Source organism: Trinickia dinghuensis, from assembly GCF_003367175.1.
GTDB lineage: Bacteria > Pseudomonadota > Gammaproteobacteria > Burkholderiales > Burkholderiaceae > Trinickia > Trinickia dinghuensis.
Map to the genome: position 1 here is coordinate 216,635 of NZ_QRGA01000008.1, position 12,897 is coordinate 229,531.

Sequence of the window (12,897 nt, forward strand, 5' to 3'; positions counted from 1 at the left end):
ATGAATACGAGCCCCGCTGCATCGACGTCCGACGACATTCGATTCGCCACGCTTGCCCCGCGTGCGGGCCGCGGCGCGCTGACGATCGAATACCAATGGATCCATGCCGATCGCAGCGAGGCGCCCATCGCGTTGTTCCTGCATGAGGGGCTCGGCTCGATCGCGATGTGGCGGGACTGGCCGCGGCAGCTCTGCGATCGGCTCGGCATGCGAGGGTTCGTCTATTCGCGCCCCGGGTATGGGCGGTCGACGCCGCGTCCGCACGATGTGAAGTGGCCGGTCGATTTCATGTCGCACCAAGCTCGCGATGTGTTGCCCGCCCTGCTCGATGCGGTTGGGATCGACGAACCGGAACGGCGGCGGATGTGGCTGATCGGGCATAGCGACGGCGGCTCGATCTCGCTTTTGTATGCCAGTGCATTTCCGCGGTTGCTGCGTGGCGCCGTCGTGATTGCGCCGCATGTTTTCGTCGAAGAGATCAGCGTCCAAAGCATCGCGGAGGCGAAGGTCGCTTACGAGCGGACGGATTTGCGGAACAAGCTGGGCCGCTATCACGCGGATGTCGATTCGGCGTTTTACGGTTGGAACGATATTTGGCTGAATCCTGAATTCAAGGCGTGGAATATCGTCGGCGAATTGCGCTCGATCGATTGCCCTTTGCTTGCCGTGCAAGCCGAGGATGATCACTACGGGACGATGGCGCAGATCGAAGCGATCGCTCAGTCGGCGAAAGGCGCGCAACTGTGCAAGCTCAGCATAGGCGGGCACTCGCCCCACCGGGACGCGTCCGAAGCGTTGAACGATGCGGTGGAAGCATTCGTAGGGCGGCTGGCGTAGCCACCCATTCTCATATCATTTACGCCGCTTGGGGCCTCGGACGAATCGCAACGATGTCCGCAAGGGGGTCGAAGTGCCGCCCCTCTTCTCGGTGCCCGTCGCATTCTTGATCCGCCCGGATCGGGCGATCTATTACCTGTCCATTCAATCGAAGCCGTTCGCGCGCCCGTCGTATACGGAGATGGCTCAAGCGCTCGATTTCATCATTAAGAATGACTATCCGGCTCGCGGGGAGTACGTCGGCACGATATAGGCGCTGATAGGCACCCTCCCCATCCGCGATCCCACGTCCACGGCGAAAAAGGAATTTTTGCATACTGCCCGGCAGTATGCTACCTTGATACTACCCCAGAGTACACAGAGGTAGAAAGATGCCGCACACTGCAGAAGAGAAAAAACGCGTTCTGGCCCGCGTGCGCCGCGTGAAAGGACAGATCGACGCGCTCGAGCGCGCGCTCGAGGAAGGTGCCGACTGCGGCCCGATTCTTCAGCAGATTGCCGCCGTGCGCGGCGCCGTCAACGGGTTGATGGCCGGCGTTCTCGAAAGTCACTTACGGGAAGAGTTCTCGCATGTCGCGCAAGCCAACGGCGCGCAGCAAGGGTCGATCGACGACGTCGTCTCCCTCGTACGCACCTATCTGCGCTAATCCCATTCAGCGGCCTTTGACGCGGCCGGCTGACCTCCCCCTTTTTCGCCCAAAGGACTGACATGAAATCACGTGCTGCCGTTGCGTTCGGGCCCGGCAAACCCCTCGAAATCGTCGAGATCGACGTCGAACCGCCCCGCAAGGGCGAAGTGCTCGTCAAAATCACGCACACGGGCGTCTGCCACACCGATGCGTTCACGCTCTCGGGCGACGATCCCGAGGGGCTCTTCCCCGCCGTGCTCGGCCACGAAGGCGCGGGCATCGTCATGGAAGTCGGCGAAGGCGTGACGAGCGTGAAGCCCGGCGATCACGTGATCCCCCTCTACACTGCGGAATGCGGCGAGTGTCTGTTCTGCAAGAGCGGCAAGACGAACCTGTGCGTGTCCGTGCGCGCCACCCAAGGCAAAGGCGTCATGCCCGACGGCACCACCCGCTTCAGCTACAACGGCCAGCCGATCTATCACTACATGGGCTGCTCGACGTTCAGCGAATACACGGTCGTGGCCGAAGTCTCGCTGGCCAAGATCAATCCCGATGCGAACCCCGAACAGGTCTGCCTGCTCGGCTGCGGCGTCACCACCGGATTGGGCGCCGTCAAGAACACCGCCAAGGTTCAGGAAGGCGACACGGTAGCCGTGTTCGGCCTGGGCGGCATCGGTCTCGCGGTCATTCAAGGCGCCAAGCTGGCCAAGGCCGGCCGCATCATCGCGGTCGATACGAACCCGGGCAAATTCGACTTGGCACGCGTGTTCGGCGCGACCGACTGCGTGAATCCGAAAGACCATGAGAAGCCGATCCAGCAAGTGATCGTCGAAATGACGGGCTGGGGCGTGGACCACAGCTTCGAATGCATCGGCAGCGTCAACGTCATGCGCGCCGCGCTCGAATGCGCACATCGCGGCTGGGGCCAATCGGTCATCATCGGCGTAGCGGGTGCCGGCCAAGAGATTTCGACCCGTCCCTTCCAACTGGTCACCGGCCGCCGCTGGCTCGGTACGGCGTTCGGCGGCGTGAAGGGCCGCTCGCAGCTGCCGGGCATGGTGGAAGACGCCATGGCCGGAAAGATCCAACTGGCGCCGTTCGTGACTCACACGAAACCGCTCGCCGAGATCAACGAGGCATTCGACCTCATGCACGAAGGCAAGTCGATCCGTACCGTCGTTCACTATTGATCGTGTGATGACGAAGTTGACTGATCCGGCGATCCCGCGATCGCCGGATCATCGCAAACACCCTCTAGGAGACAGACCATGAGCACGGCCATTCACCCCAGCGTCGACCACGGGTTTCAAAAAGGCGCGACCGATTTCAAGGGCGGGACGTTGCGCTGTTCGTGCGCGACCGATCCGGTCGAGGTACGCATCGATTCGCAAGTGCTGTTCAATCACGCATGCGGCTGCACGAAGTGCTGGAAGCCCGCGGGCGCGCTGTTTTCCGTCGTGGGCGTCGTACCGCGCGACAAGGTCACGGTCACCGCCCACGGCGAAAAACTCAAGATCGTGGACGACACGGCGCTCATTCAACGCCATGCCTGCACGGGCTGCGGCACGCACCTGTTCGGGCGCATCGAGAACAAGGCGCACGCGTTCTACGGATTGGACTTCATCCATACCGAACTGTCGAAGGACACGGGCTGGGATGGCCCTGGCTTTGCTGCGTTCGTCTCGTCGATCATCGAGAGCGGCACGCCGCCGTCCGCGATGGGCGACGTGCGCCAGACGCTGCGCGACAAGGGGCTCGAGCCCTACGACTGCCTCAGCCCGGCGTTGATGGACATTCTTTCCGCTCACGCGGCCAAAGCCAAAGGCACCTATCGCGAGGCCTGATCGATATGGAACGGATCGAGCGACACGCAAGTCACGGCGGAGTCCAGGAGGTGTGGAAGCACGCCTCCTCCGCGCTTCAGTGCGAAATGCGATTCGGCATCTACCTGCCCGAGGCAGCGGCGCGGGGCGAGAAGTGCCCTGTGGTGTATTGGCTTTCCGGCTTGACCTGCACCGAGCAGAATTTCATCGGGAAGAGCGGCGCGCAGCGCTATGCCAACGAACACGGCCTGATCGTCGTCTCGCCGGACACGAGCCCGCGCGGCGAAGGCGTGGCGGACGACCCGGCTTACGATCTCGGCCAAGGCGCCGGCTTCTACCTGAATGCCACGCAGCAACCGTGGGCCAAGCATTTTCGGATGTACGACTATGTGGCCGACGAGTTGCCGGCGCTGATCGAAGCCCGGTTTCCGGTGACGGAAGCACGCTCGATCTTCGGGCATTCGATGGGCGGGCACGGGGCGTTGACGATCGCGCTGCGCAATCCGGGCCGCTATCGCAGCGTGTCGGCGTTCGCTCCGATCGTCGCGCCGAGCCAGGTGCCTTGGGGCGAAAAGGCGCTCACCGCCTATCTCGGCGACGATCGCGCGGCGTGGAAGCACTATGACACCGTCGAGTTGCTGAAGGACGCTACCGAACGCCTGCCGCTACTGGTCGATCAGGGCGACAGCGACGAGTTCTTGGACAGAGAGCTGAAGCCGGAACTGTTGCGGGCGGCCTGCGAGGCGGCCGGGCATCGGTTGCAGTTGAATGTCCGCGCGGGCTACGACCACAGCTACTACTTCATCGCCAGTTTCATCGGCGAACATCTTGCGTACCATGCGAAAGCCTTGCGCTGAGCGGGAATGACCGGTCGCTAGCGGCCAAAAGCTGGCGGCTGGCGACGACCAATTGGCAACTGGCAGCGAGTTAGCCAGGCACGACGTTCGCGATGCGAGTATCTTTCTCCTCATGAACGTTGCGAACATCGTGAACGTCGTGGCCAACGCGGATTGTCGAAAAATGAACTACCAAGTCAGCTATGAGCACAGCCTGAAGAGCGCACCGAACGACTTCATCGTGCACGTGCCGAGTCAACTCATCGAGAACGTGCCGGACAATATACCGTTCGCGCTGGTCGCCGAATTCGTCACCAACTTGATCCTCAGCCGCTCTCCGCAGATCGGCAAGATTCGCGAAATGCGGATTTTGTAGGCCGAGCATCGCGAACGCGTTGCAATACCGCTTGCATATTTTTCATTGAAATCGCCGGGTCGCGGCGCTCGCGATGCGGCGATCGCATCCGCCCGAGTTGCGCAGCAATCCGCCAAGCGTCCGAAGGCACGGGCCTCTCACGCTCTCGCGCACGAGCAGCGAACCGCACAGGCCCAATTCCTGCATTCGAGGTCCACTTCTCAAGCACAGCCGTGTTTCTTCTAATCATTGCCGAGGAGAGAGGATGCAGCGAGGAAGAATATCCGGTCTCGATCAAGCTCGATCAATTGCCATCATCGCCGTCGTCGCAGTTCATCTGTCGTTTCAGTTCCCTCATCTGCCGCAATGGGCCACCGTACTGGCGCGCATGGGTCAGTACGGCGTCCAGCTCTTTTTCGTCATCAGCGCGGTCACGATCTTCATGACGCTCGATGCCGATCGCGAACGCTATCGGGCGGCGAGCCACGTAACGGCACGGTTCTATATCAAACGTTTTTTTCGCATCGCCCCGCTCTACTACGTCGCGATCGTCGCATACGGTGCAATGAGCTGGTACACGTATAACTTTGACGCCGACCATGCTTCGATTCTCGGCCCGCACGATATCAGCGACGTCGTGTTGAACTTGCTGTTCGTGCATGCCGTGTCCGCGTCGGCAATCAACAACGTCGTGCCTGGCGGATGGTCGATCGGCGTCGAGATGCTGTTCTATTCGATCGCGCCCGTCATCTTCTTCTTCGCCACCTCCCGAGCCCGGCTCGTCGTTCTGACCATCGTGCTGCTGCTCGCGTGCGCGGCGTTCCTGGCAACCGGAGCCTGCGGCGGCGCAGCCCTCGAATGCAATGTGAGGAACAATTCGTTCTTCTACTTTTGGCCGCCGGTGCAGGTGCCTTGCTTTCTCGTCGGCATTTGGTGCTGGGCGCTGTTTCGGCCGTATTTGACGGGGCAGGCTAGACTCGGCCGCGCCGGCATCGGCATCACCTTGGGCACGATCGCGCTTTGCGGCGTGGCTACCGCGGTGTTCGGCGTGTGGATGGGGCGTGCCAATGAATACGCGCCGCTCGTCGCCGCGTGCGGGTCCGCGGCGCTGGTGCTAGTGTGCTGCTCGGAGGCGAACCAGCGATTGATGGGGCGTATCGCCGTCGCCATCGGGCGCGAGAGCTACGCCATCTATCTATGGCATTTCATTTTTGCGTTCGAAGCGCTTTATCTGTTCAAGCATTCTCACATGCTGGCCACTCATGGGCCGCTTCTGTCGCTAGCCGTGTTCGTTGTGGTACTCGCGGTTACCTTGGCCGCGTCCTACATGTTGTCGCGGCTGACGGACATCTTGATACAACGGTTCGCTTCGCGATTCGCGCGCGGCCTGCTCGAGCGTGTCGATACGACGTTCGCGTTTAGACAGACGGCATCGGCGCGCGTGGAATAGCGCCGGGAAAAGACGTCACGCATTCGGCGTGACGCCGAGCGTTTGATCGTCGACGCCTCGGCGATACGCGCCCGGTGCCACGCCGGTCCAACTGCGGAACGCGCGATAGAACGAGGGGTTGTCACCGAAGCCCAGGCTTTCCGCGATCTTCGAAATCGACTCTTGCGTCTGTGTCAGCCGATGGATCGCCAAATCGCGCCGCAGGGCGTCCTTGACGTCCTTGACGGATGCCCCTTCGAGCGCGAGACGCCGGCACAGCGTGCGCAACGACATATTGAGCGCCTTCGCGATATCCGGCGCCTTCATCGCACCGACGTCGCCCTCCAGCAGGCACGCCCGCACCTGATGCGCCACCGGTTGTCTGACCGACGGCGGCAGCAGCCAGTCGCGCGGCTGCCGCGCCAGAAACGTGCGCAGTTCACGCTCGCTGCGGTGAATCTTCAGGTCCAGCACCGACGCGTCGAAATGCATTGCCGTCGCCGGGCGTTCGAAATTGATTCGGCCGGGAAGCAGCGCGTAGATATCTTCGGTATAGGGCGGCGCAGGAAAGTCGAAATCGACGTCGATCAACTCAATGGGTTGCCCGGTCAGCCATGACCCCATCCCGTGAAAAACCTTCAGCGTCAACTGGCGCGCGATTGCCCGCGATTGCGGACGCTCGCCGAGGCCCTCGACGACGATCGAAGCTGTCTTGCCGTCGCGCAGAATCTTCACATCGAAGTCGCGATTGAGCATCCGGAGAAAGCGCGAAAAGCGATAGAGCGCCACGCCGGCCGTCGGCGCCGAGATCATGATGTAGCCGGCGTATTTCATCGTGCCGCCGGGTATGGGCCGGGACAGCAGGTTCAGCATCTCATCGTCCGTTTCGCTCGCGATCGATCGATAGAGCGACGAGAACTGATCCTCGGTGACGCGGCCGTTGGCGGCATTCAGCGTGTCGGGCGCCATATCGGCCTGCTCCATCAAACGCCGTTGCCTCTCGGGCTCCGTTCCGGTCTCGGCGAAAAACGCCTGCAGAAACCGCGATGAGAACGTGAGGCACAGAGAAGGAGACGGGATGCGCATGAGGCCCTTGCATTCACGGTTTGATTTGAACGTCTCGAACGTCTCGAACGTACCCAAAGGGGCGGCGACCGCGGCGCATGTTCCCCTTCCGAGGTTGGCCGAATCTTCGCACAGAAAACCGCCTCGTCAGACAGGGAAAATACGGAGTACGGTGCAATCGGCAATTTCGGTGCCCGGCCCGATCGGATTGGCGAGTTTCGAAAAGAAAATGGCCGACGATGCTAATGACTGGCTATCCGGCGTGGACGATCATCCGACCCAATCGTTTCATTTTCTTGAACCTATGCCGAACGCCAACCCGGGAGACGGGGCTCACCCCGCCTCTTGCGCACACGCCTATCCGCTGTTGATCAAGCAGCTCCTGCACACTCCGCTCGCGGTTCGGCCGCAGCAGGAAATCGTCTATCGCGACCAGGTCAGAATGACCTATTCGACGCTGCGCGAACGCATCGGGAGGTTGGCCGGCGCGCTGGCATCGCTCGGCGTGAAAGCCGGAGACGTCGTGGCGGTCATGGACTGGGACAGCCACCGCTACCTCGAAAGCTACTTCGCCGTTCCGATGATGGGCGCGACGCTGATGACGGCGAACGTGCGTCTCAGTCCCGATCAGATCGCGTATACGCTCGATCATTCGGGCGCGAGCGTCGTTCTGGTCAATGCGGATTTCCTGCCGTCGTTCGAGCCGCTGCGCGAGCGGCTTCCGAAACTCACGGCCGCGGTGCTGATCGACGACAGCGGCGCGATGGCCATGCCGGAGGGCTTCGCCGGCGAGTATGAGCAACTGCTGGCGTGCGCGTCGCCCGAGTTCGTCTTCGGCGACTTCGACGAGAACACGGTCGCCACCACGTTCTACACCACCGGGACGACCGGATTGCCGAAGGGCGTCTACTTCACGCATCGGCAGATCGTGCTGCATACCCTCGCGACGATGGGCGCGCTCACCAGCGCGTCGGAGCAGGGCCGCATTCATCGCGAAGACGTCTATATGCCGATGACCCCGATGTTTCATGTGCATGCATGGGGCATCCCGTACATCGCCACGCTGCTCGGGGTGAAGCAGGTTTATCCGGGACGTTATTCGCCGGAGTCGCTGATCGAACTCGCCGTGCGCGAGAAGGTGACGTTTTCGCACGGGGTTCCCACGCTGCTGAGCATGGTCTTGTCGTGCCCCGCGAGCGAAGCGGCCGATTTGCGCGGCTGGAAGATCATCGTCGGCGGGTCGGCGCTTCCTCATTCCTTGGCGCAAGCCGCCCTGGCACGAGGCATCGACGTATTCGCCGGGTACGGCATGTCGGAAACCTGTCCCGTCCTCACCATCTCGCAGGTCGGCACGATCTCGGACGGCGATCCGGCCACCGATCTCGACCTTCGTACGCGCGCGGGCCTGCCGATCCCGCTCGTCGAAGTGCGCATCGTCGACGAGCAGATGCGCGACGTCGCGCGCGACGGGAATAGCAGCGGCGAAGTCGTCGTGAGAGCGCCATGGCTGACGCAAGGCTATCTCGGCAACCCGGCCGCGTCGGATGCGCTGTGGGCGGGCGGCTATCTGCACACGAACGACATCGGCACGATCGACGGCAACGGCTACCTGCACATCACGGACCGCCTCAAGGACGTGATCAAAACGGGCGGCGAGTGGGTGTCGTCGCTCGAACTCGAAGATCTGATCTCGCGGCATCCGGCCGTCGGCGAAGTCGCCGTGATCGGCGTGAGCGACGCCCGCTGGGGCGAGCGCCCGTTGCCCCTCGTCGTGCTCAAGCCCGGCGAATCGGCCGACCTGCAGTCGATACGCGCGCACCTCGGCAAGTACGCGGCCAACGGCGTCATTTCCCGGTACGCGATCCCCGAGCGGGTGATGTTCGTCGAGGCCATCGAGCGGACGAGCGTCGGCAAGATCGACAAGAAACTGCTTCGCGCCAGGTACCGCGCCGGTCCATAGGCCCACCGGTCGTTCATACGCTGTTCCAACGCTCCCGAGGACATCGGCTCCGATGTCCCCGGAGGGACTCCTTTCGCCCTCGCTTCAACCCAGCCTTAACCCAGCTTTAACCCGGCTTCAACGCAATCAGCCGGACCACCTTAAAACTCACTAGAGGAGACAACTCATGCGGTCGCAACATCGTTGTATTTCCGGATCGTTCCTGCTCGGCGCCTTGTTGGGCAGCATCGGCATCACCGCGCATGCGCAAAGCAACGTCACGCTTTACGGCATCGTCGATGCGGGAATTCTCTACACCAGCAAAACGCGCGATGGGGCCACCGGCGCGAACGACGGCCGTCAAATCGGCCTGATCACCGGCGGCTCGAGCGCTTCGTTTTTTGGCCTGAAGGGTACGGAGGATTTAGGCGACGGCCTCAAGGCGATTTTCCAGTTGGAAAGCGGGATCGATGTTTCGAATGGCGGATTCGCGGATTCGAACGGGAATTTCTTCGGGCGTCAGGCGTGGGTCGGCATGACGGGCGGCTTCGGTACCGTCAAGGCCGGTCTCCAATATTCGCCGTTCGCGCTATCGATCATCACAACCGATCCGCGCAGCGTGTCCTACTTCGGCAGCGGCGTACCGATCGCGATCGGCCGCGTCCTGGTGACAGGCGTCTACAACGCGAATGCGATCTCCTATACGAGCCCGCGGATCGCAGGTCTGCAAGGCAGTGCGATGCTGGCAATGGGCGGCACCGCCGGCAACTTTCAGGCCGGACGGCAATATTCGGGACGTTTGAATTACCAGTTCGGTCAATTCACGATCGACGCGGCCATGTATAGCGGCAATCCCGGCGGCTCCGCCGCGTCGACGCCCACGCCCAGCACGGTGGCCTTCTCGGGCCGCACGATCGGCGCCGCCTATCGCTTCGATGCGTTGACGGTCAAAGCCGTATTCGCCAACTACAAGATCGCCGGTTCGTTCGATAGCCGTGTCTTCGGCGGCGGCCTCAGCTACGACGTGACGCCTGCCGTGAATGTCGACGCCGGCGTCTGGCTGACGCGAGACGGCAACGATTCGAACAATCATTCGATCATGGCCGCGACGGGCGTGCGATACAGCTTGTCGAAAGCCACCTCGCTCTACGGCCAGCTCGGCTTCGTCGACAACCACGGTCTGATGGACACGGGCCTGTCCACCAACGACGCGCTCTATGGTGTCAAAGGGTCCACGTTCGGCGCCGATATCGGCATTCGCCACTCGTTTTGATGTCTAGGCCGCGTCGGCGGCCGGCAACATCGACGCCCCGCCGCCGGCGTGCTGTAAGGAGTAAAACGTAAGGCACAAAAAAGGGGGCCGCACTTCGAACAGTGCGGCCCCCTAATTCGTTTACTTCCTCGCTCTATCGATTTCTTCTAACGGCAACGAGCAATACGATACCCGAGAGCACGAACGTAGCCGTGAGCAGCATCAGGCTCGTGTAGGGGCCGCCGGTCTTGCCGTTGACCCAGATCACCGCCGGCGGCATCGAAGCGGCGCCCAGATTGCCCAGCGAGCTGACGAGCGCAATCCCCGCCGCCGCCGTCTTCTTCGGCAAATACTCGCTCACGATCGTGAAGAACAACGGGGTAAGCGCCATGACGCCGACCATCATCACGCACAGTCCGATCAGCGAAGGCACAAACGTGCCTTTGACGACGGCCGTGACGGCGAGCCCGAGCCCGGCCAGCACGGTGGCAAGGGCGAAGTGCCAGCGGCGCTCGCCAAGACGATCCGAGCTTCGTCCGATCAGCCCCATGCCGACGATGCCGCACACGCTCGGTAACGCGGAGTAGATGCCAACCCAAAAAAGATCGGCGATACCCCAGCTCCTCACGAGGCTCGGCATCCAGAACAGCATCGCGTAGACGGATCCGATGAACAGAAAATAGACCAAGGACAGCGCGTAGATCTTCGGATCGCGCAGCATCGCGCCGTACGAGCCGTGATTCGCGTTCGAGACGAATTTGCGCTCGGTGTCGAGTTCGTGGGCAAGCGCGGCTTTTTCCGCGGCGGTGAGCCATTTGGCTTGCTCGGGGCGATCGACGAGAAAGAAGTAGACGACGATACTGAGCAGCGAAGCCGGCACGCCGCTGAGAACGAACAGCCATTGCCAGCCGTGCAGACCCGCCACGCCGTTCATCCCTCGCATGATCGCGCCCGCGGCGGGCGGCATGGCAATGAGGGCCACCGACGGCGCCATCAAGAACGCGGAAATGATCGATCCCCGCCGTTGCGATGGAAACCAGTACGTGAGGTAGAGAACCACGCCGGGAAAGAAGCCCGCTTCGAAAGCGCCGACGAGAAAACGCAGACCGTAGAACGTCGCCTCGCTGCGTACGAACATCATGCCGGCACTCGCCGCGCCCCAGCAGATGAGAATGCGGATCAACGTCTTGCGCGCGCCGCTCTTTTGCAGCATCAGATTGCTCGGGACTTCGAACAACAGATAGCCGACGAAGAACAAGCTCGCGCCGATGCTGTAAGACAGATCGCTAAACGGCAGCGTCTGCTTCATCTGCAATTGCGCCATCCCTATGTTCGCGCGATCGATATACGAAAATACATAGCAAATAAAAAGGATAGGAAGAATTCTCCATGTCAGTTTCTTGCCCAGCGATGTCCGCTGCGATGCATCCTCATGGAGCGCACTCGGGTGTGTGGCTGTTGGGGGATTGCTCATCGTCTCCTTGCTCCATTTTTTAGGGGTTGTCTTGCTGTGCTCGATGTGGCCGGTGCTTGGCCGGCTCGCATCCAAGGCAAGCATCTCCTAAATAAACAGCGAGTGGAATTGGCCGGACACGCCATTCATTTTCGCTTCACGCCAATTTAATTGATCCCCTAAAATCCGCCGAATTCGCGTGTTATGGTGTGGCGCTTCATACGATAAAGTCCGCGCATTGTCAGTGGCGGTTCGAGCGATCGCGCAGAGCGCAAAGCGCAAAGCGATCTGCTTTATGCGGCATCACCTCAATCAGGCACAGGAGAATGAAAGATGGATCTGGAGTTCGGCGGGCGAGTTGCCGTCGTCACCGGCGCGGGAGGCGGGCTCGGCCGGCAATACGCGCTCGCTCTCGCGGCGCGCGGCGCCAAGGTGGTCGTGAACGACGTCGGCGGCGGCGTGAACGGTGCCGAGGAATCGAACGGCGCGGCGATGCTCGTCGCGAATGAGATACGGAGCGCCGGCGGCGACGCGATCGCCAACTGCGCGTCGGTGACCGACTTCGCCGAAGTCGAGGACATGGTCGCCGTCGCGATGCAGGTCTGGGGACGCGTCGATATTCTCGTCAACAACGCCGGCATCCTGCGCGACAAAAGCTTCGCCAAGATCGACCTGGACGACTTCCGCTCGGTGCTCGACGTTCATCTGATGGGCTCGGTCAACTGCACCAAGGCGGTCTGGGCGGGCATGCAAGCACAGGGATATGGCCGGATTCTGTTTACGACATCGTCTTCCGGCTTGTTCGGCAACTTCGGGCAGTCGAATTACGCGGCGGCCAAAATGGCGTTGGTGGGGCTGATGCAGACGTTGTCCATCGAAGGCGCGAAGCACGACATCCGCGTCAACTGCCTTGCGCCGACTGCGTACACGCGGATGACGGAAGGCATGTTGGATCATCGTGCGGCGGAACTGCTGACGCCCGAAGCCGTCGTCCCGGCCATGCTCGTGCTCGCTCACGAGCGCGCGCCCAGCCGCGCGATTCTTTGTGCCGGCGCCGGCACCTTCGAGGCCGCGCACATCACGCTGACGGATGGCGTCCATCTGGGAGTCGACGCCGACGTCGCCAACCGGCTCGCGCAATCGTTGGGCCGCGTAATGTGCCGCGACGGTTCGTTCGTTCCCGAGAGCGGAAGCGTCCAGGGATTGAATGAAATCGAAAAGGCCGCCGCTTCCGGAATCAATTGATCGACGAAGAAAACGGCACGTGCTGCCAAGCAGC

At 61.9% G+C, this 12,897-nt stretch carries 13 protein-coding genes; 11 read left to right on the plus strand and 2 right to left on the minus strand.

Features of this window, described 5'->3' with window-relative positions; all coding sequences use genetic code 11:
* From DWV00_RS15685 to DWV00_RS15720, 8 genes are all read left to right on the plus strand, one after another.
* Entirely contained in the window at positions 1-837 is an 837-nt protein-coding gene (locus DWV00_RS15685) for an alpha/beta fold hydrolase (RefSeq protein ID WP_115534501.1), read from the plus strand.
* A 73-nt stretch (positions 838-910) separates the two neighbouring features.
* On the plus strand, positions 911-1,090 hold the full coding sequence (locus DWV00_RS15690; RefSeq protein WP_147297907.1) for a hypothetical protein: 180 nt from the start codon (positions 911-913) through the stop codon (positions 1,088-1,090).
* A gap of 118 nt (positions 1,091-1,208) precedes the next feature.
* A complete protein-coding gene (gene frmR, locus DWV00_RS15695; RefSeq protein ID WP_115534503.1) occupies positions 1,209-1,484 on the plus strand; it encodes a formaldehyde-responsive transcriptional repressor FrmR in 276 nt (91 codons plus the stop codon).
* 62 nt (positions 1,485-1,546) lie between these two features.
* A complete protein-coding gene (locus tag DWV00_RS15700; RefSeq protein WP_115534504.1) occupies positions 1,547-2,656 on the plus strand; it encodes an S-(hydroxymethyl)glutathione dehydrogenase/class III alcohol dehydrogenase in 1,110 nt (369 codons plus the stop codon).
* A 78-nt stretch (positions 2,657-2,734) separates the two neighbouring features.
* Positions 2,735-3,310 (plus strand): S-(hydroxymethyl)glutathione synthase, encoded by a 576-nt coding sequence (gfa, locus tag DWV00_RS15705; RefSeq protein WP_115534505.1) that lies wholly within the window; start codon positions 2,735-2,737, stop codon positions 3,308-3,310.
* Between the two features lie 5 nt (positions 3,311-3,315).
* Positions 3,316-4,146, plus strand: a complete 831-nt coding sequence (gene fghA / locus DWV00_RS15710; protein ID WP_115534506.1) for an S-formylglutathione hydrolase — start codon at positions 3,316-3,318, stop codon at positions 4,144-4,146.
* A 163-nt stretch (positions 4,147-4,309) separates the two neighbouring features.
* Positions 4,310-4,501: a hypothetical protein gene (locus DWV00_RS15715; protein WP_115534666.1), complete on the plus strand. Its 192-nt coding sequence runs from the start codon at positions 4,310-4,312 to the stop codon at positions 4,499-4,501.
* Positions 4,502-4,745: 244 nt separating this feature from the next.
* Positions 4,746-5,930, plus strand: a complete 1,185-nt coding sequence (locus tag DWV00_RS15720; RefSeq protein WP_115534507.1) for an acyltransferase family protein — start codon at positions 4,746-4,748, stop codon at positions 5,928-5,930.
* A 15-nt stretch (positions 5,931-5,945) separates the two neighbouring features.
* Here DWV00_RS15720 and DWV00_RS15725 read toward each other — a convergent pair whose 3' ends face one another.
* Positions 5,946-6,995 (minus strand): AraC family transcriptional regulator ligand-binding domain-containing protein, encoded by a 1,050-nt coding sequence (locus DWV00_RS15725; RefSeq protein WP_147297908.1) that lies wholly within the window; start codon positions 6,993-6,995, stop codon positions 5,946-5,948.
* 283 nt (positions 6,996-7,278) lie between these two features.
* On the opposite strand from DWV00_RS15725, the gene DWV00_RS15730 reads away from it, so the two are divergent.
* Positions 7,279-8,934: a fatty acid--CoA ligase gene (locus DWV00_RS15730; protein ID WP_115534667.1), complete on the plus strand. Its 1,656-nt coding sequence runs from the start codon at positions 7,279-7,281 to the stop codon at positions 8,932-8,934.
* Between the two features lie 166 nt (positions 8,935-9,100).
* Positions 9,101-10,186, plus strand: coding sequence for a porin (locus DWV00_RS15735; protein ID WP_115534509.1), 1,086 nt, complete (start codon positions 9,101-9,103; stop codon positions 10,184-10,186).
* Positions 10,187-10,319: 133 nt separating this feature from the next.
* Here DWV00_RS15735 and DWV00_RS15740 read toward each other — a convergent pair whose 3' ends face one another.
* A complete protein-coding gene (locus DWV00_RS15740; RefSeq protein ID WP_115534510.1) occupies positions 10,320-11,639 on the minus strand; it encodes an MFS transporter in 1,320 nt (439 codons plus the stop codon).
* A 312-nt stretch (positions 11,640-11,951) separates the two neighbouring features.
* On the opposite strand from DWV00_RS15740, the gene DWV00_RS15745 reads away from it, so the two are divergent.
* On the plus strand, positions 11,952-12,863 hold the full coding sequence (locus DWV00_RS15745) for an SDR family NAD(P)-dependent oxidoreductase (RefSeq protein WP_115534511.1): 912 nt from the start codon (positions 11,952-11,954) through the stop codon (positions 12,861-12,863).
* Positions 12,864-12,897 lie beyond the last annotated feature (34 nt).